At 72.9% G+C, this 21,734-nt stretch carries 18 protein-coding genes; 13 read left to right on the top strand and 5 right to left on the bottom strand.

Annotated elements, in window-relative coordinates; all coding sequences use genetic code 11:
* From ACLJPY_RS15080 to ACLJPY_RS15070, 3 genes are read left to right on the top strand one after another with little or no spacing between them, the layout of a single operon-like run.
* Nucleotides 1-918, top strand: a complete 918-nt coding sequence (locus ACLJPY_RS15080) for a TIGR04222 domain-containing membrane protein (RefSeq protein ID WP_410588977.1) — start codon at nt 1-3, stop codon at nt 916-918.
* Nucleotides 911-1,711 (top strand): DUF692 domain-containing protein, encoded by an 801-nt coding sequence (locus tag ACLJPY_RS15075; protein ID WP_410588975.1) that lies wholly within the window; start codon nt 911-913, stop codon nt 1,709-1,711. Before ACLJPY_RS15080 ends, ACLJPY_RS15075 begins: the two co-directional genes overlap by 8 nt.
* A complete protein-coding gene (locus ACLJPY_RS15070) occupies nt 1,708-2,046 on the top strand; it encodes a hypothetical protein (RefSeq protein ID WP_410588974.1) in 339 nt (112 codons plus the stop codon). Before ACLJPY_RS15075 ends, ACLJPY_RS15070 begins: the two co-directional genes overlap by 4 nt.
* Before the next feature lie 383 nt (nt 2,047-2,429).
* Here the strand turns inward: ACLJPY_RS15070 and ACLJPY_RS15065 are convergent, their stop codons facing one another.
* The 4 genes from ACLJPY_RS15065 to hemE form a co-directional block, all read right to left on the bottom strand.
* The gene (locus tag ACLJPY_RS15065) at nt 2,430-3,770 is read right to left on the bottom strand and encodes a CoA transferase (protein WP_410588973.1); all 1,341 of its coding nucleotides are present in this window, start codon (nt 3,768-3,770) and stop codon (nt 2,430-2,432) included.
* Nucleotides 3,770-4,462 carry a hydrogen peroxide-dependent heme synthase gene (gene hemQ, locus ACLJPY_RS15060; RefSeq protein WP_410588971.1) on the bottom strand — a complete coding sequence of 231 codons (693 nt, stop codon included), beginning with the start codon at nt 4,460-4,462 and terminating at the stop codon, nt 3,770-3,772. The genes ACLJPY_RS15065 and hemQ overlap by 1 nt, the downstream gene beginning before the upstream one ends.
* Nucleotides 4,463-4,966: 504 nt before the next feature.
* Nucleotides 4,967-6,367 (bottom strand): protoporphyrinogen oxidase, encoded by a 1,401-nt coding sequence (gene hemG, locus ACLJPY_RS15055; protein WP_410588970.1) that lies wholly within the window; start codon nt 6,365-6,367, stop codon nt 4,967-4,969.
* Nucleotides 6,364-7,434 carry a uroporphyrinogen decarboxylase gene (gene hemE / locus ACLJPY_RS15050; RefSeq protein WP_410588969.1) on the bottom strand — a complete coding sequence of 357 codons (1,071 nt, stop codon included), beginning with the start codon at nt 7,432-7,434 and terminating at the stop codon, nt 6,364-6,366. The genes hemG and hemE overlap by 4 nt, the downstream gene beginning before the upstream one ends.
* A gap of 88 nt (nt 7,435-7,522) precedes the next feature.
* Here hemE and ACLJPY_RS15045 point away from each other — a divergent pair, with 88 nt between their 5' ends.
* The 4 genes from ACLJPY_RS15045 (at nt 7,523) to ACLJPY_RS15030 (ending at nt 12,087) form a co-directional block, all read left to right on the top strand.
* The gene (locus ACLJPY_RS15045; protein WP_410588967.1) at nt 7,523-8,086 is read left to right on the top strand and encodes a DUF3000 domain-containing protein; all 564 of its coding nucleotides are present in this window, start codon (nt 7,523-7,525) and stop codon (nt 8,084-8,086) included.
* A 735-nt stretch (nt 8,087-8,821) separates the two neighbouring features.
* Complete coding sequence (locus tag ACLJPY_RS15040; protein WP_033291604.1) at nt 8,822-9,538, top strand: response regulator transcription factor; 717 nt, start codon at nt 8,822-8,824, stop codon at nt 9,536-9,538.
* A gap of 98 nt (nt 9,539-9,636) precedes the next feature.
* Complete coding sequence (locus tag ACLJPY_RS15035) at nt 9,637-10,860, top strand: HRDC domain-containing protein (protein WP_410589218.1); 1,224 nt, start codon at nt 9,637-9,639, stop codon at nt 10,858-10,860.
* Nucleotides 10,861-10,950: 90 nt separating this feature from the next.
* The gene (locus ACLJPY_RS15030) at nt 10,951-12,087 is read left to right on the top strand and encodes a toll/interleukin-1 receptor domain-containing protein (RefSeq protein WP_410588966.1); all 1,137 of its coding nucleotides are present in this window, start codon (nt 10,951-10,953) and stop codon (nt 12,085-12,087) included.
* Here ACLJPY_RS15030 and ACLJPY_RS15025 read toward each other — a convergent pair.
* The gene (locus ACLJPY_RS15025; RefSeq protein ID WP_410588964.1) at nt 12,084-12,707 is read right to left on the bottom strand and encodes a TetR/AcrR family transcriptional regulator; all 624 of its coding nucleotides are present in this window, start codon (nt 12,705-12,707) and stop codon (nt 12,084-12,086) included. The genes ACLJPY_RS15030 and ACLJPY_RS15025 overlap by 4 nt on opposite strands.
* 222 nt (nt 12,708-12,929) lie before the next feature.
* Here ACLJPY_RS15025 and ACLJPY_RS15020 point away from each other — a divergent pair, with 222 nt between their 5' ends.
* From ACLJPY_RS15020 to ACLJPY_RS14995, 6 genes are all read left to right on the top strand, one after another.
* On the top strand, nt 12,930-14,399 hold the full coding sequence (locus ACLJPY_RS15020; RefSeq protein ID WP_410588963.1) for an amino acid permease: 1,470 nt from the start codon (nt 12,930-12,932) through the stop codon (nt 14,397-14,399).
* 10 nt (nt 14,400-14,409) lie between these two features.
* Nucleotides 14,410-15,243 carry an urea amidolyase associated protein UAAP1 gene (locus tag ACLJPY_RS15015; protein ID WP_410588962.1) on the top strand — a complete coding sequence of 278 codons (834 nt, stop codon included), beginning with the start codon at nt 14,410-14,412 and terminating at the stop codon, nt 15,241-15,243.
* On the top strand, nt 15,240-15,875 hold the full coding sequence (locus tag ACLJPY_RS15010; protein ID WP_410588961.1) for an urea amidolyase associated protein UAAP2: 636 nt from the start codon (nt 15,240-15,242) through the stop codon (nt 15,873-15,875). The genes ACLJPY_RS15015 and ACLJPY_RS15010 overlap by 4 nt, the downstream gene beginning before the upstream one ends.
* Complete coding sequence (gene uca / locus ACLJPY_RS15005; protein ID WP_410588959.1) at nt 15,872-19,420, top strand: urea carboxylase; 3,549 nt, start codon at nt 15,872-15,874, stop codon at nt 19,418-19,420. The genes ACLJPY_RS15010 and uca overlap by 4 nt, the downstream gene beginning before the upstream one ends.
* Complete coding sequence (locus tag ACLJPY_RS15000; RefSeq protein WP_410588958.1) at nt 19,417-21,018, top strand: allophanate hydrolase; 1,602 nt, start codon at nt 19,417-19,419, stop codon at nt 21,016-21,018. The genes uca and ACLJPY_RS15000 overlap by 4 nt, the downstream gene beginning before the upstream one ends.
* 85 nt (nt 21,019-21,103) lie before the next feature.
* Nucleotides 21,104-21,733, top strand: a complete 630-nt coding sequence (locus ACLJPY_RS14995; RefSeq protein WP_410588957.1) for a DUF998 domain-containing protein — start codon at nt 21,104-21,106, stop codon at nt 21,731-21,733.
* Nucleotide 21,734 lies beyond the last annotated feature (1 nt).

Genomic DNA, 21,734 nt, shown 5'->3' with positions numbered 1-21,734 from the left:
ATGGACGACCCGTGGGGCATTTCCGGACCGGATTTCGTGGTCCTCTACATCGCGTTGCTCGGCGCGGTCCTGCTGGTCAGGGTCGTCGTGTCCGGGATCGTGAACAGCCGGGCGATGCGGGCGGACGCGGCGACGGCCGGGCCGCCGCCGACGGTCTACCAGCTCGCCTTCCTCGCCGGCGGCCCCGACCGGGCCACCGACGCGGCGATCGCGGCGCTGGTGGAACGCGGGCAGCTGCGCGTCAACAGCCACAAGCAGATCAGCCGGGCCGCGAACCGGCCGGCCGAGCCGCTGGAGCGGGCCGTCTTCGACGTGGCGAAGTCGAAGACGACGGCGACCATCCGGACGTCCGTCCGCGGCTCCGCGGCGATGCGCGCGCTGGAGGAGGGCCTCGACCAGCGCGGCCTGCTGGCTTCGGCGGCGGCCAAGCGGCAGGCGCGGACGTTCGGGCTGGTGCTGCAGCTGGCCGTGCTGGCGTTCGGCGTGGCGCGGCTGGTCAACGGCATCTCCCTCGGCCGCCCGGTGGGGATCCTGGTGTTCCTGGTCCTCGTCGCGGCGGTGCTGGCGATCGTGGCGGCGGTCCGCCGGGCGAAGACGGGCGCGCGGCAGCCGTCGGCCGCGGGGCACCGCCTGCTCGGCCAGGCCCGGGCCGCGGCGAGCGGGCCGGTACCGGCCGGGATGCTGGCCGGCGGCGTGCTGCTCGGCGGCGCGGCGGCCGCGGTGGCGCTGGGCGGCTGGGCGATGTACCCGGACGAGGAGCTGAGCACGGCGCTGGCGCCACCGGTGACCTCGTTCGGCGGCGGTGGCTCGTCCGGGTCCGGGTCGTCCTGCAGCAGCGGGTCGTCGTGCTCGAGCTCGTCTTGCAGCAGCGGTTCGTCGTGCGGCGGCGGCTGCGGTGGCGGGGGCTGCGGTGGGTGAGCTGGGCATCGGGATCGGCTGGCGGCACGAGCTCGACCTGTCCATCGCGCGGCTGCCGGGCGTCGACTGGGTCGAGGTCGTGGCCGAGAACCTGCACGCCGACCACCTGCCGGAGACGCTGGTGGCGCTGCGCGAGCGGGGACTGCCGGTGCTGCCGCACGCGGTGTCGCTGTCCCTCGGCGGGGCCGAGCCGCTGGACACCGGCCGCGTCCAGCACCTCGCGGAGATCGCGCGGGCGCTGGACGCGCCGCTGGTCAGCGACCACGTGTGCTTCGTCCGCGCGGGCGGGCTCGACTCGGGGCACCTGATGCCGCTGCCCCGCACACGGGAGGCGCTGGACGTGCTGGTGGCGAACGTGCGGCTCGCCCAGTCCATCGTGGACGTGCCGCTGGCGCTGGAGAACATCGCGGCGGTGCTCGACTGGCCGGACGCGGAGCTGACCGAGGAGCAGTTCCTCACCGAGCTGACCGAGCGGACCGGCTGCCGGCTGATCATCGACGTCGCGAACCTGTACGCCAACGCGCGCAACATCGGCACCGACCCGGCGGCGTTCCTGGACGGGATCCCGTGGGAGCGCCTGGCGTACGTGCACATGGCGGGCGGCATCGAGCGCGACGGCGTCTACCACGACACGCACGCCCACCCGGTGCTGCCGGAGGTGCTGGCGTTGCTGACGGAGCTGCGCCGCCGCACGGACCCACCGGGAGTCCTGCTGGAACGCGACGACGACTACCCGAGCGACGCGGAGCTGGCGGCGGAACTGGCGGCGTTGCGGACGGCGGTGACGCGATGAGCCGCGAGGAGCTGGCCCGCCGCCAGGCGGAGTTGCTGCAGGCCCTGCTGGCCGACGGCCCACCACCGGAGGGCTTCGACCCGGCCCGCCTGCGGGTGGAGGCCCAGGTGCTGCGCCGGAAACACGGACGGGTGCTGGCGTACCAGCGGCCGGAGGTGGCGGAGGCGCTGGGCGAGCGGTACGGGCCGTTGTTCGCGTCGTTCAACGCGAGCCGGCCGAAGAGGGCGGAGGAGCGGTCGGGGGCGTATGCGGACGAGTTCGTGACGTGGCTGATCGAAGGCGGGCACCTGCCGAAACCGAAGCGCCGGCTGGTGGACTGCTTGCGGCGGCGGTGATCCGCTCCAGGCGTCCCCGACGTTTGCACACGATGGATCACCTTCGGCGCCGGTGATCCACAGGGCCCTCGGGTTGTGGACAACCACGTCGTGGCCAGGGGTTTTGTCGGCGGGGGCCGGTAGACTGGAACCGGGGCCGCCCCCAAGGGCGGGTGGGTTCTGACTCAGGCGGCCGGGCCGGTTGTTGGCCTGCAAAACCGAGGATCGATCTCTCGACGCAGCCCCCGTCTGCTGTCGGCTTGGCGGCTTTGGCAGACCGGACGGCCTGACCGAGCTGTACCTCAAGGCCGTCGAACGGCTCAGGTCCGGTCGACCACGTGACGTTCGGCCTCGTCTTCGCCCACAGCGTCCCCGGCTCCCGATCGAAACCGGACCGAGGAGACTCAGGGCGTCCAGGTCGGTTTGTCGACTCCCGGCACCCGCGTCCCGAACTCCCAGTGCGGCTCCGCCCCCGGCAACCCGCCCGCCATCCGGACCCGCGTCAGCCGGCCGTACCCGCTGTCCGCCTCCTCCAGCAGGTCCCCGTACTCGACGTCCACCGCCGCAGGATCCTTGCGCCCCAGCGAATCCAGCCATCGGCCCGTGCCCGCCAGGGACAGCCGGGCGCGCCAGGTGCCGCCGTCCGTGACCTGGCGGTGCAACGCCGTCATCACGGCCGCCGCCGTGAGCCAGCCCGTTGCGTGGTCCAGCGCCTGGACCGGCAGCGGGGACGGCCCGTCCTCCGAAAACGCCATCCCGCTCGACATCTGGACCAGGCTGTCGAACCCGCGCCGGCGCGCCCACGGGCCCTCCCAGCCGTACGCGCTCAAGTCCGCGACCACCAGGCCGGGCCGCAGCGAAGCCAGCTCCGCCGGTCCGACGCCGATGCGCTCCAGCGCCCCCGGCCGGAACGACTGGACCAGCACGTCCGCCCGGCTGATCAGCTTCTTCAGCCGGGCGCGGCCGCCCTCGGTGTCCAGGGCCACGAACGCCGAGCGCTTGCCCTGGTTCGTGTCCCGCACCAGCGCCTCGACCCGCGGCAGGTGCGCGGCCCCGATGTGCAGCACGTCGGCGCCGTGCGCGGCCAGGACCCGGCCGGCCACCGGGCCCGCGAGCACGTGCGTCAGCTCCAGCACCCGGATGCCGCCCAGCGGGCGGTCCGAATAGAACAACGTCCGCTTCGGCGCCGGCTCCAGCGGCGAAAGAGAGACCAGCGGCAGCGAGGCCACCGCTTCCCCTTGGGGATGCGCCGCCCACTCCTCGGGCGACCGCAGCTCGGCGGCCGCTCCCCCGGCGGTGACGACGGCGTGCTCGACCTCCCGCGCGCTCCGCCCGGCGATCGCCTTCTCGACCGCGCTGCGGGTCGCCGGCACGCCCAGGCCCCAGCACACCGCCGCTTCGTGGCGCGGGTAGTTGCAGTGCAGGCGCACCCAGCCGTCGGCCGTGCGGTAGTCGCCCGACAACGGCGCCCAGACGGACTCCGCGCCGACGCCGTCCACGCGCAGCAGCTGCTCACTGCGGAACGCCGCGGCCGCGTGCCGGGTGTCGGCCGTGACGACGCCGGGCTCGATGCCGCGCACCTTCAGCAGTTCCGCGGCCGCCAGGGTGGCCGCGGCGACGGACGCGGTGGCGGCGGCCGCGACCCGGTACGGCCCGGGCAGGACGTTTTCGGCGCCGGTCAGCTCGAAGGGGCCCGGCTGCGAGCCCGTGGTGGCGTGCCAGACGCCCTCGACGACGTCGCGCACTACGGGAGGGCCGCGACGAGCTCGGCGGGCGGCACGCGGGTGCCGGTGTAGAACGGGATCTCCTCGCGCACGTGCAGCCGCGCCTCGGTGCCGCGCAGGTGCCGCATGAGGTCGACGATCCGGTGCAGCTCGTCGGCCTCGAAGGCGAGGATCCACTCGTAGTCGCCGAGGGCGAAGGAGGCGACGGTGTTCGCGCGCACGTCCGGGTAGTCGCGGGCTTCCTTGCCGTGGTCGGCGAGCATCTTGCGGCGGTCGGCGTCCGGCAGCAGGTACCACTCGTAGGACCGCACGAACGGGTAGACGCAGATGTACTTGCGCGCCTCTTCCCCGGCGAGGAAGGCCGGGATGTGGCTCTTGTTGAACTCGGCGGGCCGGTGCAGCGCGGTCTGGCTCCAGACCGGCGTCGCCGCGCGCCCGAGCGGCGTCCGGCGGAACCCGGCGTAGGCGGCCTGGACCTGCTCGATCTCCTCGGCGTGCCACCAGATCATGAAGTCGGCGTCGGCGCGCAGCGCGGAGAGGTCGTACACCCCGCGGACGACGACGCCCTTGGCCTCGAGCCCGTCGAGGTACTCCGCGGTCTCGCGGCCGGCGGTCCCGCGGTCCTCACCCAGCCTGCCGGGTTCGATCCGGAAGACCGACCAGGTGGTGTAGCGGATGGTGTCGTTGAGCTCGTTGTAGTTGACCCGCGCCATGGGTCCATCCTGTCACCGCGGGCCCGCGCGCGCCGCCACGGGTCGGGGTGAGCGCACTCACGCGGTCAAGTGGGCACGTGAGCCGACTGCCTGGGTACGCAAGCCGACTGTCTGAGTACGCGAGCCGACTGCCTGGGTACGCAAGCCGACTGTCTGAGTACGCGAGCCGACTGCCTGGGTACGCAAGCCGACTGTTCGAGTACGCGAGCCGACTGTCTGAGGACGGGCTCCGACTGTTCGTGGTCTGCCGCCACCCCGACGCCTGATTGTGACTACGGCCGACGACACCGCGTCAAGGCGGGAAAGCGTGCCTTGACCCGGTGCCGTCGGCCGTGTTCTGGCTTCGGATCGGGGTTGCGGGGGGTCTGGGTGTTCTTGTGGTTCCGTTCTGCTCTCGGCTGCCGGTGGGTGGTCTGATTGCTGCCGCCGCCGGGTTCCCGAGGTCCGTTGGGTGCCTGGTGGGTCGGCTTGCCGGCGGCGGCGACCTGCGGTCGAAGCGGCTTCTCAGGCGGTCAAGTGCGCTGCGATCCGCTGTGCCGCCGTCTCCGCCGTCGCCACGCATGCCGGCAGGCCCACTCCGTGCAGCGTTGCTCCCGCCACCGCCAGGCCTGGGGTCTCCGCCACCGCCTTCTCGATCCGCTCCACCCTTTCCAGGTGGCCGGTTCCGTACTGGGGCAGCCCGCCGCCCCAGCGGGTCACCAATGTCTCCACCGGGGCCGCCGTCACGCCCGTCAGGCGGGCCAGGTCGTCGCGGACCACGCGGACCAGCTCGACGTCGTCGAACTGCAGTGCGCCCGGCTCGCCGAAGCGGCCGACCGAGCCGCGGACCAGGACCGGGCCGGTGCCGTAGTGCGCCCACTTGCGGGAGGAGAACGTGAACGCCTTGGCCGCGTACGGCTTGCCCGATGCGTCGCCTTCGCCGGCGCCGATCAGGATTCCCGACGCTTCGGGCAGCGCCGTTCCGGGTGGCAGCGCCAGCGCGACCACCGCCATCGAGGCCAGCTCGACCTCGCCGAACGCCGCCGAAGCCGCCGGGACGACGTCGGCGAGCAGGCGGCGGGCCGACGGGGCCGGGACCGCGAGCACCACCGCGTCCGCCTCGGCGACGTTGTCCGCCGGGGCGTGCGCGGTCGGGGCCGCGCCGATGCGCAGCCGCCAGCCGGTGCCCTGGCGGGCGAGCTCGCACACCGGGAGGCCGGTCCGCACCTCGGCGCCGGACGCCGTGGTGAGCCGGTCGATCACTGTGCCGAGGCCACCCGGGACGGTGCCGAACACCGGTGCCGCCGACGGGTTCGCCGGCAGCTGGGCGGCCGCCGCCGCGGTCAGCGAGCCCGCGCCCGCCGCCAGCGCCGCGGCCAGACCCGGCATGGTCGCGCGCAGGCCGAGGCCGTCGGCCCCGCCCGCGTAGACGCCGCCCAGGAGCGGGTCGACCAGGCGGTCCACCAGTTCGTCGCCGAACCGCTCGCGCAGGAGCGGTCCCAGCGGCACGTCCCCGCCCGGCAGCCGCAGCCCGGGCAGCGACGGCTCGGCCTCGACGGCCTTGCGCCCCGCCTCGGAAAGCACCCCGGCCACCGACTCCGCCGAGGCCGGCACGCCCATGACCGTGCCCGGCGGCAGCCCGGTGACGCTGCCACCGGCGTGGATCTTGGCCCGGGCCTTCGTCGGGTGGACGACGTCGAGGCCGAGCTCGCGGACCAGCGCGAGCATCTCGGGCCGCCGGACCAGGAACGCCTCGGCGCCGACGTCGTACGGCACGCCGGCGAGCTCGGCCGTGCGCAGTTTCCCGCCCGGTGCCGTCGTCTTCTCGAACACCGTGATCTCGGCGCCGGGGCCGAGCAGCCGGCGCAGCCGGTACGCCGCGGTCAGTCCGGAAACGCCGCCCCCGACGACCGCGACGCGCTTCACAGCTCGTGCACCAGCCGGGCCACCCGGGTCAGCACGTCGGGGTCGACGCCCGGCGGCACGCCGTGGCCCAGGTTGAAGATGTGGCCGTCGGCCGCCTTGCCCTCTTCGGCGATCCGCCGGACCTCCGCCTCCAGCACCGGCCAGGAGGCGTGCAGCAGCGCCGGGTCGAGGTTGCCCTGCACGACCGCGCGCCCGCCCAGGCGCCGCACGGCTTCGTCCAGGGGGATCCGCCAGTCGACGCCGACGACGTCGGCACCCGCGTCGCGCATCGCGGCCAGGAGCTCGCCGGTGCCGACGCCGAAGTGGATCCGCGGCACGCCGTGGCCGGCGACCCCGGCGAGGACCTTCGCCGAGTGCGGCAGGACGAACTCGCGGTAGTCCCGCTCGGACAGCGCCCCGGCCCAGGAGTCGAACAGCTGGACCGCGTCGACGCCGGCGTCGAGCTGCGCGCGCAGGAACGTGAGCGCGATGTCGGCCAGCCGCCCGGCCAGCTCGTGCCACACCTCGGGCGAGGTGTGCATCAGCGCCTTCGTGTGCTCGTGGTGGCGGCTCGGGCCACCCTCGATGAGGTAGCTGGCCAGCGTGAACGGCGCGCCGGCGAAGCCGATCAGCGGGGTTTCGCCGAGCCGCTCGACCAGCAGCCGGACGCCGTCGGCGACCTTCGAAACCTGCTCCGGCTCCAGCAGCGGCAGCGCCTTCACGGCGGCGAGGTCGCGCACCGGCTCGGCCACCACCGGCCCGGTGCCGGGGACGATGTCGAGGTCGACCCCCGCGGCCTTGAGCGGCACGACGATGTCGCTGTAGAGGATCGCCGCGTCGACGTCGTGCCGGCGGACCGGCTGCAACGTGATCTCGGCGAGCATTTCGGGGTCGAAGCAGGCGTCGAGCATGGGCACGCCCTCGCGCAGCGCGCGGTACTCCGGGAGCGAGCGGCCGGCCTGGCGCATGAACCAGACGGGCGGGCGTGCCGGGCGCTCGCCGCGCGCGGCGGCCAGGAACGGGGCTTCGGGCAGCTCGCGGCGGCCGGACGGGACGGACTGGCGCGGCAGGGGCGTGGTCTGAGACATCGCCGTCAATCGTGCCACGAGCCCGGCGGGGCCGTTCTCTCGGCGCGCCTGCGCCCGCAACAGGGCGTGCCCGCCCTAAAGTCGGTGCGTGACCGCGATGACGCCAGTGCCCGAGCTCTTCCGCGAAGCCGTCGCGGCGCTGCAGTCCGTCCGGCCCCGCCGGGAGGTGCTGCTGGAGCCCATGCGGGCGCCGCAGCGGCTCGCGCCGTGGTCGTACGCGGTCAGCTGTGAAGTCGCCGGGCCCGCCGACGTGCTGGCTTCGGGACGGCTGGTCCTGCTGCACGACCCGGACGGCCAGGACGGCTGGGACGGCGTGCTGCGCCTCGTCATGTACGTGCGCGCGGAACTGGACCGCGAACTGGCGACCGACCCCTTCCTGCCGGCGGTCGGCTGGTCGTGGCTGACCGACGCGCTGGAGGTGTCCGGGGCGAGCTGGAAGGCCCTCGGCGGCACGGTGACCGAGACGTCGTCGGCCCGCTTCGGCGACATCTCGGGGCCGTCCCGCACCGACGACCTGGAGCTGCGCGCGTCTTGGACGCCCGCGGACGCCGGGCTGCTGCCGCACGGGCAGGCCTTCTGCCAGGTCATGGCCAGCGTCGTGGGCCTGCCGCCGGTCGGGGTGACCCTCTTCGAGCAGCGCCAGGGCTCCTGACCCGGCCGTCCGGGCGATCTTCGGCAACGAATCGGCAACGGCGGGCCGTCGCCGGTGGTCGCGGACCCCGCACTTGTACGGATGTGAGCAAAATTCACGTCCGCTGAACGTCGTTCACCCCGTTGGCGGCGCCCGGAGCGCCCCTCGGACGTCCGCAACGACCCGGACGGTCACCCGAGCGCCCCGGGAGCGCTCCCGCAGCTCTGAGGCCGTTTCACGTCTCCTCGTTAGTGACTCGCCGCGGTCACGCACCGCAACAAGATCAAAAGGCGCGCCCGGCGGCCGCCGCACCCCGCCGACCGACACGGACAGTCACGATTCGCCCCTCCGATGGGCGTCCGGCCGTCCCCGCGGCGGGCTCGGACGAGGGTGGGCCGCGCCCCGGCCGGAGCCACAATCCGAGGGTTGGGGGAGCCCATCCGGCCCCGCGTCACTAGGCGCACCGGAAGCTGCACGGCTCATCTGCACGGCCATTTGGCCGCCGGTAACTCCATAGCATCGTGTTCGCTGGGCTATCCGTTAGCAACCGGCCGTGTACTAGCCCGATCGTGTTACTACGAACCCACTGAGTGACTGTTCGTTTGAGATAGATACCCATTCGATCCCCCCGCGAAGGGCTCAGGGCGGCTACAGTGCCTTCGACGACACCACTTTCGGTCTAAAGCTGGCGCGGCTGAACGGCCGAAGGTCCCGGTGCCGGTCGGGGGGCACGACCGACTCCAGGGAGGTAGTGACGTGGCTACCGTCGGCTTATCTCAGGCCGTCCGATCCACGCCAGCCGGTGCATTGCCGGCGAGCATGGTTCCGCACCCGCGGGAAGAGCTGTTTTCCGTGTTGGTGGTCGATGACCACCCGCTGTTGAGGGAGGCAATCGCAGCAAGACTCGCACAGATGGGTGCGGGCACCGTCCACGAAGCCGCCACGGTGGCCGAGGCGAGGGCGCGAGCACAGGCCACCGGGCCTTGTGACCTGGCGATCCTCGATCTCGGACTGCCGGACGGCAGCGGCATCGAGCTGGTTACGGAACTCCGTAGCCACGGCTGGCCGCGCGTGGTGGTCCTCGCATCCTCGGACGACCCGTACGCGGTCCGCTCGGCCTTCCAGGCCGGGGCCCAGGCGTACCTGCTGAAGTCCGCGTCGCCGGTCGTGGTGACCGACGGCGTGCGGCGCGTGCTCGAGGGCGGCGTCTACGCCGACCCGAGCGTGGCTCCGGTGCTGGCCACCGGGACCCGCGTCGCGGGCACCGACAACACCCCGCGCGAGCTGTCCGCTCGTGAGGTGGAGGTGCTCCAGCTGGTCGCCGACGGGCAGTCCAACAAGGAGATCGGCGAAGAGCTCTCGCTCTCCGCTCTCACCGTCAAGTCCCACCTGTCCCGGATCGGGCGCAAGCTCGGCACGGGCGACCGGGCGCAGATGGTGGCGCTGGCCATGCGGGCCGGCGTGATCCGCTGACGCAAGCGAACAGCCCTGCGGGGCGGGCAGACCAGGCGCGGTATGCCCGTCCCGTAGGGTCGTCAACCATGGGAAGTGCAGAGGCCGAGGACACCGGGATGGAGATCGAGTCCACGGGCGGCCCTGTGCTGCTACGCGAACCCGCCGAGGGCACGCCCCCGGTGATCACCGACGCTGCCGCGCTGGCCGAGGCCTGCGCGAAGCTCGCCGCGGGCTCGGGGGCGGTCGCCGTCGACACCGAACGCGCGTCCGGCTACCGGTACTGGCCCAAGGCCTACCTCGTGCAGCTGCGCCGCGAGGGTTCCGGCACGGTGCTGATCGACCCGATCGCGCTGGCCGACGACCTCCAGCCGCTGCGCGACGTCCTCAACTCCCTGGAGTGGGTGCTGCACGCCGCCTCCCAGGACCTCCCCTGCCTCGCCGAACTGGGCCTGCACCCGGCGGCGCTGTTCGACACCGAGCTGGCCGGACGGCTGGCGGGCTACGAACGCGTCGCGCTGGGCACCCTCGTCGAGCTGCTGCTGGGGTACACCCTCGAGAAGGGCCACAGCGCGGCCGACTGGTCGAAGCGGCCGCTGCCGGTCGACTGGCTCAACTACGCCGCCCTCGACGTCGAGCTGCTCGTCCAGCTGCGCGAAAAGCTGGAAGCGGAGCTGGGCGCCCAGGGCAAGCTGGAGTGGGCGCGGCAGGAGTTCGAAAACGTCCGGACCGCCCCGCCGCCCGCCCCGCGGGCCGAGCCGTGGCGCCGGACGTCCGGCGTGCACAAGATCCGCAGCCCGCGCGGGCTGGCGGCGGTCCGCGAACTCTGGCAGGCGCGCGACGAGCTGGCCCGCAAACGCGACCGCGCGCCGAGCCGGATCCTGCCGGACAGCGCGATCGTCAACGCCGTCACGGCCGACCCGAAGACGGTCGAGGAGCTGCAGGCGCTGCCGGTGTTCAGCGGCCGCGTCCAGCGCAAGTACACCGCGAGCTGGCTGCGGCACCTGCAGGTGGCCCGCGCGTTGCCCGCTTCCGAACTCCCGTCGCCTTCGCAGCCGACCGACGGCCCGCCCCCGGTGAACCGCTGGGCGGACAAGGACCCGGACGCGGCGGCCCGCTTGGCCGCGGCGCGCGCGGCACTGGCGGCCATCGCGGAGGACCGGCGGCTGCCGGTGGAGAACCTGCTGCTGCCGGACCTGGTCCGCCGCACGTGCTGGCGCCCGCCGGCCGAGACGGACGAGGACTCGGTCGCCGAGGTCCTGCGCGCGGGCGGCGCCCGGCCGTGGCAGGTCGAGCTGACCGCGCCGGCGCTGAGCAAGGCCCTGCAGGCCACCGCTTCCTGACAGATCCGGGACAGTTCCCCCAACCGTCGGGTCCGGGTCACCGGCTGCCCTAGGCTGCGCCGGAAAAGCCGCAGCGCCCGAAGGTCTCCGATGCCCGATTTCATGTCCGACCAGCCCGCCGTGCAATGCTTTCTCAGCTTCACGCACGAAGATGACGGTTTCCTCAATTTCGTCACGCCACTCAAGAATTCGCTCGAAAAGTTCTGCGCCTCGGCACACGGGCGCAAGATCGAGGTCTTCGTCGACCGCGAAACCATCGGGTGGGGCGAGGACTGGCGGACGAAGATCCAGGACGGGCTCAACGCCGCGATGGTCTTCATCCCGGTCATCTCGATGAACTACTTCTACGAAAGCAGCGCCTGCCGGGAAGAGCTGACCGCCTTCTACGCCAAGGCGAACGAGCTCGGCCTCACCCAGCTCATCCTGCCGCTGATCGTGCTGGGGCACGAGCTGATCACCGGCCAGAGCGACGACGCCAACATCCGGATCATCGAGAAGCTCCAGTACGTCGACATCAAGGAGGCGGTACTGGCCGGCGCCGGCACCGCGGAATGGCGGCGCACGATGGACCTGGTGGCGGACCGGCTCATCAAGGCCATCCGCTCGGCGGAGGCGGCGCTGGAAAAGCTCAAGAAATGCGACCGACTGCTGCTGGCCGGCGTCAGCCCGGAAAAGGACGGGCCCGGGCTGCAGGAATACAAGGAAAACCTCACGAAGATCGGTGAACTGCTGGAGCGGCAGTTCGACGCGATCAGCCACTCGCTGGACGAACTGGCCGAGGAAATGCGCCAGGTGACCGGCGACGTGGCCGGGCTGGCCCCGGAGGCGATCAAGGCGCGGGTGGTCCGCGCGGCCGACACGATCAAGCCGATGGCGGTCAACATCCAGCAGGTCGGCACGGCGTTCGAAACGACGGTCGCGGAAACCGATTCGACCATCCGCTCGTACATGCGGCTGATGGACTCGCACATGACACCGGACCTGCTCGACCGCGCCCGCCGCGAATACGACGAATTCGTGGAAATGCTGACCGGGCTGATGGAACTGGAGGCGCGGATCACGGAGTTCCTGACGCAGATCCGCCCCTTGGAGGCGATCAACGCCCCGTTGCGCGCGGCGATCCGGCCCCTGCGCGTCGGCGCGCAGTCGATGGAACTGGGGATCCGCACGATGCGCGAAATGTCGAGGATCATCAGCAACCTGCTGGGCGGCCCGCCCCGCCCCTAGTCCGGGAGCGCCGCCAGCAGGGCGTGCGCCTCGGCGCGCAGCCCGTCGGTGGGCTCCGGCAGGCCCACCAGCCGGACCACGCCGTCGGCGCCCTCGCGGACGTGGGCCTCGACGTCCAGTGCCGGGTCGTCGCGGCGGATCACCGCGATGCTCTCCACCAGGCCGAACACCAGGTCCGTCCGGATCGCCAGGGCCGAAGGGGCCACGCCCGAAGCCGCCACCAGCCGGCCGTAGGCCGCCTTCAGTTCCGCGCGTTCGGTGCGGAACTTCGCCAGGTTCGGCGATGCGACTTCCGGCAGCAGGTACAACGCGCCCAGGTTGTGCCGGGCGCCGCCCAGCAGGCCGATGTCCGCGTACGCCAGCGCCCACAACCGGACCGCCACCGGGGCCTCGCCGGCCGCGAGCCGGGCCGCCAGCGCCAGTGACGGGCGGACCGTCTCGGCCAGCAGCGCCGCGAGGATGTCTTCCTTCGCCGGGAAGTGGTAGTAGAGCGACGCCTGGCGCAGGCCCGCGCGTTCGGCGATCGCCCTCGTCGTCGTGGCCGCGTACCCGGCGCCGGTGAACAGTTCCCCCGCCGCGTCGAGCACCGCCGCGCGGGCGTCCGGGCGGTTCGCCGCCACTCCGCTCGCCCTCGGCCTGCCGACTCCCGACCCGTTGCCCACGCGCGTGATCTTGCCAGGTTTCCCGCGGCAAATCGCGCGCGGAAGGGCGGTTACGCCCGGATTTCTTCATTGACGCCGTGTCGATGCGACCGTTAACGGGCCCCTAACACGGCGGAGATCACCGCGTCGCGGCCCCGGCCTAATTTCTGTCGTGCGATCGAAACCAGGTCAGGAGCGCGCATGACCCCACCCGACGAACTCGCCGCTTTCGGTTACCGCCAGGAACTCCGCCGGTCGCTCGGCGGGTTTTCCGCCTTCGCCGCCGGCTTTTCCTTCGTTTCCATCCTCACCACCGTCTTCCAGCTCTTCGGCTTCGGCTACACCTTCGGCGGACCGCTGTTCTTCTGGACGTGGCCGGTCGTCCTGGCCGGCCAGCTGCTCGTCGCGCTGGTCTTCGCCGAACTCGCGGCGCGTTACCCGCTCGCCGGATCCGTGTACCAGTGGGCGAAACAGCTGACCAAGGGCTTCCTGGGCTGGCTCGCCGGCTGGATGATGCTGCTCGGCTGCGTCGTCGCCCTCGCCGCGGCCGCGATCGCGCTGCAGGTCGTGCTTCCCTCGGTGTGGGACGGCTTCCAGTTCGTCGGCGGCGACCCGTCGGTGACGTCGCCGACCGGTGCGGCCAACGCCGTGCTGCTCGGCACCGTGCTGCTCGTCTTCACCACCGCCGTCAACACCGGCGGCGTCCGGCTGATGGCGCGGATCAACGACGTCGGCGTCGCGGCCGAGCTGCTCGGCGTCGTCGTCCTCATCGGCAGCCTGACGCTGTTCGCCGTGCGCGGTCCGCAGGTCGTGCTGCACGACGCACCGGGTACCAGCGCGGGGATCGGTGGCGTGCTCGCTTCGGCGCTCATGGCCGCGTACGTCCTCTACGGCTTCGATACCGCGGCGTCGGTGGCGGAGGAGACGAAGGACGCGCGCAAGGCGGCTCCGCGGGCGGTGCTGCGTGCCGTGCTGGTTTCCGGGATCGGCGGCCTCGCGGTCGTCGTCACCGCGCTGATGGCCGCGCCCAGCCTCACCGACGGGCAGCTCGCCGGCAAGGGCCTGCCGTACGTGATCACCGCCGTCTTCGGCGACACCCTCGGCCGGGTCTTCCTCGCCGACGTCGCGATCGCCGTCGTCGTCTGCACCCTGACCATCCAGACCGGCACCGTCCGGCTGATCTACGCGATGGCCCGCGACGGCGCGCTCCCGGGGTCCGCCCGCCTGGCCGGCGTCAGCCCGCGCACCGGGACGCCGGTCGCGCCCGCGCTGCTGTCCGGGGCGCTGGCCATCGGGCTGCTGCTGCTCAACGTCGGCAACCCGACCCTGTTCAGCACGATCACCGGGACGTCGGTGGTGGTCGTCTACCTGGCCTACCTGCTCGTGACGGGCCCGCTGCTGGTGAAGCGGCTGCGCGGGCGGTTCCCCGCCGAACCCGGCCGGTTCTCCCTGGGGCGCTGGGGGGTACCGCTGAACGGCGCAGCCGTCCTGTACGGGATCGCCATGATCGTGAACATCGCCTGGCCGCGCGCGGAGATCTACGACCTCACCGGTTCGGGCTCGCCCTGGATGCTCTTGTTCCCGATAGAGTTCGTCGGCGGCGCACTGGTGATCGGCTGGCTCTGCTGGCTGCGGCTGCGCCCTGCTCCCGCCCTCGAACCCGCGATCTGAGAGGACGACCATGAGCACCACCGCGACGACCTACGGAGCCCGCGACCACGCCCGCGCGCAGGCCGGCACCGTGGTCGACACGATGCCGTCGATCCCGGCGAGCACCTGGCCCGCCCCACCGGCCGGGGTCGCCCCCGAAGCGCTGACCTGGGCCGAAACCGTGGCCGGCGGCGGGTACACGCACAAGGTGCTGGCCCGGGGCACGCGGCTGCGCCTGACCGACGTCGACGGCGACGCCTGCGCGCACCTGCTGCTGTTCAACGCCGACCAGCCGTGGGAACGGCTGAACGTCGCGGACACGGTGAAGGTGCAGTGGAACGCCTACCTCGGCGAGTCGGTGGCGCTGCTGTCGGACCAGGGCCGGGTGCTGGCCACGATCGTCGCGGACTCCGGCGGCCGCCACGACGCGCTCTGCGGGACGTCCACAGTGGACGGCAACACCGAGCGGTACGGCGACGGGTCCCCGCAGGGCCCCTCCCCCGCCGGGCTGCCGCTGTTCACCCTGGCCGCGGCGAAGAACGGCCTCGGCCCGCGTGACCTGCCGCCCAGCCTGTCGTTCTTCCAGGGCGTGCGCGTCCAGCCGGACGGCCGGCTGGACTTCACCGGGTCGGCGGGCGCGGGCAAGGCCGTCGACCTGCGGATCGAGGTTCCGTCGATCGTGCTGGTCGCGAACGTCGCCCACCCGGTCGACCCGCGCCCGGACTACACCGCGACCAAGCTCGAGGTCCTCGCCTGGCGGGACCGGCCGACCACCCCGGACAGTCCCGAGTGGACACACACGCCGGAAGCGCAGCGGGCCTTCGAGAACACCGCCGACTACCTGACCGCACGGGGGATCGCATGAGCGCGGCGTACGAGTCCCAGCTCGAAGTCAGCTTCGACGTCCCCGCGCGGGCGCCGTTCTCCACGGTGCTGCAGGCGGGTCAGGAGCTGGCGATCATGGACCTGGGCGGCAACCAGGCCGTCGACTTCCTCTGCTACGACGCGCACGACACTTCGAAGCGCTACAGCGCGGCCGCGACGATCGCCGGCCAGTGCAACATCTTCCTGACCACCGGCAGTGTCCTGCGCACCCAGGAGGGCGCGCCGCTGCTGACCGTCGTCGCCGACACGTGCGGGCGCCACGACACGATCGGCGGCGCGTGCAGCAAGGAGTCCAACAGCCTCCGCTACGGCCAGCACACCCGCTTCCAGCACGCCTGCGTCGAGAACTTCCTCATCGAGGGCGCCAAGTGGGGCCTGGGCAAACGCGATCTGGTCAGCAACGTCAACTGGTACATGAACGTGCCGGTCGAAGAGGACGGCACGCTCGGCATCGTCGACGGCATTTCGGCGCCGGGGCTGGAGGTCCGGCTGCGCGCCGAAACCGACGTGCTGGTGCTCGTCTCGAACTGCCCGCAGATCAACAACCCCTGCAACGGCTTCGACCCGACGCCGGTGCGGATGATCGTCATCTCCCCGGGAGGCGGCGAGTGAGGCTGCTCGTCGCCAACCGCGGCGAGATCGCGGTCCGGATCCTGCGCAGCGCGAAAGCACTCGGGCTCGAAACGGTCGCGGTGTACTCCGACGCCGACCGCCTCGCCCCGCACGTGCGGCTCGCCGACCGGGCCGTCCTGCTCGGCCCGGCGCCCGCGGCGGAAAGCTACCTGCGGGCCGGCGCGATCATCGCCGCGGCGCTGGAGACCAGCTGCGACGCCGTCCACCCCGGCTACGGCTTCCTCTCGGAGGACGCGGCGTTCGCCCGGGCCTGCGAGGACGCCGGGATCGCGTTCGCCGGCCCGGCCCCCGGGCACCTGGAGGTGTTCGGCAGCAAGCACACCGCGCGTGAAGCGGCCATCGCGGCGGGCGTGCCGCTGCTGGCCGGCACCGGCCTGCTGTCCGATGTGGACGAGGCACTGGCGCGCGCGGCGGACATCGGCTACCCGGTGATGCTCAAGGCGACCGGTGGCGGCGGCGGGATCGGCATGCGCGCCTGCGCGTCGCCGGAGGAGCTGCGCGCCGCCTGGGACACCGTGCGCAGCGTCGCGGCCAAGAGCTTCGCCAGCTCCGGTGTGTTCCTCGAGCGCCTGGTGACGCGCGCCCGGCACGTCGAGGTCCAGGTGTTCGGTGACGGCCTCGGCGAGGTCATGGCCCTGGGCACCCGAGACTGCTCGCTGCAGCGGCGCAACCAGAAGGTGATCGAGGAGTGCCCGGCACCCGAACTGCCCGACGCCGTCCGGAAGCAGCTCGTCGATTCGGCCGTCACGCTGTGTTCGTCGGTGCGGTACCGCTCGGCGGGCACGGTCGAATACGTCTACGACGCCGAGCGCGGCGAGGCGGCGTTCCTCGAGGTCAACACGCGGCTGCAGGTCGAGCACCCGGTCACCGAAGCCGTCTACGGCGTCGACCTGGTCGCCTGGATGCTCCGGCTCGCCCAGGGCGACCGCGGGATGTTCCGCGCGGTCCCGGTCCCGCGCGGGCACGCCGTGGAGGCACGCGTGTACGCCGAAGACCCGGGCGCCGGGCACCGGCCGAGCGCGGGCCTCGTCACCCGGGTCACGCTGCCCCCGGACACCCGGGTCGACACGTGGGTCGAGCCGGGCACGGCCGTGACCACGCACTACGACCCGCTGCTCGCGAAGCTGGTCTGCACCGGCGCCGACCGCGCCGAGGCCCTGGCCAACCTGCGGGGAGCGCTCGCCGCGACCCGGTTCGACGGGGTGCAGACCAACCTCGGGCAGCTGCGGGCGGCGGCCGCGGACGCGACCTTCGGCGCGGCGGCGCACGACACGTCTACTTTGGACGCGGTGACCGACGCCGAGCCGCGGATCGACGTCCTGCGCGGCGGCACGATGACGACCGTGCAGGACTGGCCGGGCCGTACCGGGTACTGGGCCGTCGGGGTGCCGCCGAGCGGGCCGATGGACGACCTTTCGCTGCGGCTGGGCAACCTCGCGCTCGGCAACCCGGAAGGCGCACCCGGCCTGGAGTGCACTGTGGACGGTGTCGCCCTGCGGTTCTCCCGCGCCACCGAGGTGTGCGTCACCGGCGCGCCCACGACCGTCCTCGTCGACGGCACCGAGTTTCCCTTGTGGACACCCATCGAGGTGCCGGCGGGCGCCGTGCTCGACGTCCGGGCGTGCACGGCCGGGCTGCGCAGCTACGTGCTGGTCCGCGGCGGCATCGACGTGCCGGAGTTCCTCGGCAGCGCGGCGACGTTCACGCTGGGGAAGTTCGGCGGGCACGGCGGCCGCGCCCTGGCCGCCGGGGACGTCCTGCGGCCCGGGCCGGCGCCGGCGGACCCGGTGGCGGGCCCGGTCCCTGAACCGGACCGTCCGGCGTTCGCTCCGCACTGGACGATCGGTGCGCTCGAAGGCCCGCACGCGGCCCCGGAGTTCTTCACCCCGGATGACGTCGACACGTTCTACGCCACGGACTGGCAGGTGCACTTCAACTCCGCGCGCACCGGCGTCCGGCTCGTCGGCCCGCGGCCCGAATGGTCCCGCGCCGACGGCGGCGAGGCGGGCCTGCACCCGTCGAACATCCACGACACGCCGTACGCGATCGGTGCCGTCGACTACACCGGCGACCTGCCGATCCTGCTCGGCCCGGACGGGCCGAGCCTCGGCGGGTTCGTTTGCCCGGCGACGGTCGCCACCGGGGAGCGCTGGAAGCTCGGGCAGCTGCGGCCGGGCGACACCGTGCGGTTCGTGCCGATCGGCACCGACCACGCGGCGGCGCTGCGCACGCGGCCCGCGGCGGCGGTCGAGCCGAGCCGGGCGGCCCGCGACGACGGCGGTGTCCTCGCGCGACTGTCCGGTTCGGACGGTTCGGGAGCTTCGGACGAGCCGTCGGTCACCTACCGGCGCAGCGGCGACGACAACCTGCTCGTCGAGTACGGCGAGATGAAGCTCGACCTCGCCCTGCGGATGCGGGTGCACGCGCTGGCCGAGCGCCTGGCGGCCGAGGGTGCGCCGGGGATCGTGGACCTGACGCCGGGCATCCGGTCGCTGCAGGTGCACGTCGACCCGGACGCGCTGCCGGTCGGCAAGGCCCTCGGGCTGGTGCGCGAGCTGGAGCGGGACCTGCCGCCGACGCACGACCTCGTCGTGCCGAGCCGCAGCGTGCGGCTGCCGCTGTCGTGGGACGACCCGGCCACGCGCGAGGCGATCGAGCGGTACATGACCGGCGTCCGCGACGACGCGCCGTGGTGCCCGTGGAACATCGAGTTCATCCGGCGCGTGAACGGCCTGTCCAGTGTGGACGACGTGTACCGGACGGTGTTCGACGCGGAGTACCTCGTGCTCGGCCTCGGCGACGTCTACCTCGGCGCCCCGGTGGCGACGCCGCTGGATCCGCGCCACCGCCTGGTCACGACCAAGTACAACCCGGCCCGGACGTGGACGGCGGAGAACTCGGTCGGCATCGGCGGCGCCTACCTGTGCATCTACGGCATGGAAGGTCCGGGCGGCTACCAGTTCGTCGGGCGGACGGTCCAGGTGTGGAACAGCTGGCGCGGCGGGGACCAGCCGTGGAACCTGCGGTTCTTCGACCGGATCTCCTGGTACCCGGTCTCGGCCGAGGAGCTGCTGGACCTGCGGGCGCAGAGCGCGTCCGGGACGCTGGCACTCGACACCACCGAGGGCGCGTTCGCCCTGGCGGATTACCAGGAGTTCCTCGCGGACAACGCCGAGAGCATCGCCGGCTTCCGGGCGACGCAGGCGGCCGCGTTCGAGGCGGAACGGCAGGCGTGGGCCGCGGCGGGCGAGTTCGACCCGAAACCGGAGCCGGTCACCCGGCCGCCGGCCCGGGTCGAGGCGCCGCCGGGCGGGCAGGTCGTCGAGGCGCCGTTCGCGGCGACGGTGTGGCGGGTCGACGTCTCCGCGGGCGAGCGCGTCGAGCACGCGCAGTCGCTGGTGACGCTGGAGGCGATGAAGACCGAGGCGCGCATCCCCGCGCCTGCGAGCGGTGAGGTGGTCGAAGTGCTCGTGTCCCCCGGTGACCAGGTGGCCCCCGGCACCCCGCTCGTGGTGCTCGGATGAGCGCCGTCGAAGAACGAGTGCGAGCGGCTTACCGGCGGATCGAGCAGGTGGACCGGCCGGAGCTCTGGATCGACCTCCGGCCGGAAGCCGACGTCCTGGCCGAAGCCGCGGCGCTGGAGGAACGCGGGCGGCCGTTGTACGGCAAGCTCGTGGCGGTCAAGGGCAACATCGACGTCGCGGACCTGCCGACGACGGCGGGCTGCCCGGACTACGCGTACCAGCCGGAGGCCGACGCGCCGGTGGTCGTGCGGCTGCGGGCGGCCGGGGCCCTGGTCCTCGGCACGACGAACCTGGACCAGTTCGCGACCGGCCTGGTCGGGACGCGCAGCCCCTACGGCGCGGTGCGCAACGCCGTCGACCCGGCGTACGTCTCGGGCGGCTCGAGTTCGGGTTCGGCGGTCGCGGTCGCGCTCGGCATCGTGGACCTGGCTCTCGGTACCGACACCGCGGGCTCGGGGCGGGTTCCGGCGGCGTTCAACGGGATCGTCGGCCTGAAGCCGACCCCGGGTCTGCTGCCGACTCTCGGCGTGGTGCCCGCGTGCGCGAGCATCGACTGCGTGACGCTGTTCGCGCGGACGGTCGAGGAGGCCGCGTTCGCGCTGACCTGCCTCGCCGAGCCTACGCGGGTCCACCCGGGACGGTTCCGGCTCGGCGTGCCGTCCCCGGACCAGCTCGGCCCGCTGGCCGACGGCTGGGCGGAGGCGTTCGACGCCGCCGTGTCGGACTACGCCGCGGCGGGCGCCGAAGTGACCACAGTGGACATCTCGGCGTTCCTGGCGGCGGCGCAGCTGTTGTACGGCGGCGCGTTCGTCGCCGAGCGGTACACGGCGGTCGGCGAGTTCATCGACAAGCACCCCGACGCCGTCGACCCGGTCGTGCGGTCGATCATCGGGCCGGCGCGGGACATCCCCGCGCACCGGCTGTTCGCCGATCAGGCCACCCTGGCGGAACTGCGGACCGAGGCCCTCGCGGAACTGGCGGGTGTCGACGCGATCCTGCTCCCGACGACGACCGAGCACCCGACGTTGGCGGAGGTGGCGGCGGACCCGGTGGCGGTCAACGCCCGCCTGGGCCGGTTCACCAACGCCACCAACCTGTTCGGGCTGTCCGCGCTGGCGGTCCCGGCGGGCTCGGTGGCCGGGCGGCCGTTCGGCGTGATGTTCCTGGGCGCCCCACACGACGACCTGAAGCTGGCGGCCCTGGCGAAACTGCGGCGCCGGCGGATCCCGATCGTGGTGGTCGGGGCCCACCTGCGGGGCCAGCCCCTGAACCACGAGCTCACGTCCCGCGGCGGCCGGTTCGTGTCGCCGGTGTCGACGGCGGCCGCGTACCGGCTGTACGCGCTGGACACCGTCCCGCCGAAACCGGGCCTGGTCCGGGTCGCCTCCGGCGGGGTTTCGGTCGCGGCGGAGGTGTGGGAACTGCCGGCGGAAGGGTTCGGCGAGTTCGTGGCCGGCATCCCGGCCCCCTTGGCCATCGGCAAGCTGGAGCTGTCGGACGGCACGCGGGTGTCCGGCTTCCTGTGCGAACCGGCGGCCGTCGAAGGCGCGGAGGACATTTCGGCGAAGGGTGGTTGGCTGGCCCATCTCCGCGGGTAACGATCAGCTGCCCGGCGCGGTAACGAGCCTTCAGTCACCGCGCCGGGCGTGCCGATGTACCCGGCAGCGACCCCCGGAGGCGGCCATGACGACAGCGACCCGGTCCCCGCAGACCACCCTCGTCCACTCCTACCTGTTCCTGCGACGCGCCATCGGCCTGATCGGCCTGGCCCTGCCGCTGGTCCTCGTCCTCGGCAAACAGCTCGCCCAGGGCGGCGACCTCATCGGCTCGTTGAGCGGCTACTACTACATCGACCTTCGGGACGTCCTCGTCGGCGCGATGTGCGCGGTCGGCGTGTTCCTGCTCGCCTACTACGGCCACGACTCGATCGACAACATCGCCAGCACCGTCGCCGGGCTCGGCGCGATCGGGCTCGCGCTGTTCCCCACCACCCCCGACCACGACGTCACGGCGTGGGACCGGACCGCCGGAGTCCTGCACCTCGCCTTCGCGGCGGTGTTCTTCCTCTCCCTCGCCTACTTCTGCCTCCGCCTGTTCCCGCACGACGGCGAGCAGCCGGAGCGCTTCGGCGCGCTGTACCGGGTGTGCGGCGGCGTGATCCTCGCCTGCCTGGTGCTGATCGCCCTGTCGAAGTACCTCGGCCTGACGCCGTCGCTGCACCCCGCGCTGTGGCTGGAGGCCGTCGCGGTGGAGGCGTTCGGCGTCGCCTGGCTCGTGAAAGGACGGTCGCTCGAGCCCAAGAGTGTGCGGTAGC

Origin of the sequence: Amycolatopsis sp. lyj-23, from assembly GCF_046549135.1 — a bacterium.
Lineage (GTDB): Bacteria > Actinomycetota > Actinomycetes > Mycobacteriales > Pseudonocardiaceae > Amycolatopsis.
The sequence above is the reverse complement of the archived record's forward strand: the minus strand, read 5'-3'. Positions and strand labels throughout refer to the sequence as shown.

Bases quoted from the DNA above. Each gene is read 5' to 3' on its own strand.
- ACLJPY_RS15070 (WP_410588974.1), top strand. From the start codon at position 1,708: ATGAGCCGCGAGGAGCTGGCCCGCCGCCAGGCGGAGTTGCTGCAGGCC.
- ACLJPY_RS15000 (WP_410588958.1), top strand. From the start codon at position 19,417: ATGAGCGCCGTCGAAGAACGAGTGCGAGCGGCTTACCGGCGGATCGAG.
- ACLJPY_RS15080 (WP_410588977.1), top strand. From the start codon at position 1: ATGGACGACCCGTGGGGCATTTCCGGACCGGATTTCGTGGTCCTCTAC.
- ACLJPY_RS15010 (WP_410588961.1), top strand. From the start codon at position 15,240: ATGAGCGCGGCGTACGAGTCCCAGCTCGAAGTCAGCTTCGACGTCCCC.
- hemQ (WP_410588971.1), bottom strand. From the start codon at position 4,462: ATGGCGCGGGTCAACTACAACGAGCTCAACGACACCATCCGCTACACC.
- hemE (WP_410588969.1), bottom strand. From the start codon at position 7,434: ATGTCTCAGACCACGCCCCTGCCGCGCCAGTCCGTCCCGTCCGGCCGC.
- ACLJPY_RS15030 (WP_410588966.1), top strand. From the start codon at position 10,951: ATGCCCGATTTCATGTCCGACCAGCCCGCCGTGCAATGCTTTCTCAGC.
- ACLJPY_RS14995 (WP_410588957.1), top strand. From the start codon at position 21,104: ATGACGACAGCGACCCGGTCCCCGCAGACCACCCTCGTCCACTCCTAC.
- ACLJPY_RS15020 (WP_410588963.1), top strand. From the start codon at position 12,930: ATGACCCCACCCGACGAACTCGCCGCTTTCGGTTACCGCCAGGAACTC.
- ACLJPY_RS15035 (WP_410589218.1), top strand. From the start codon at position 9,637: ATGGAGATCGAGTCCACGGGCGGCCCTGTGCTGCTACGCGAACCCGCC.
- ACLJPY_RS15015 (WP_410588962.1), top strand. From the start codon at position 14,410: ATGAGCACCACCGCGACGACCTACGGAGCCCGCGACCACGCCCGCGCG.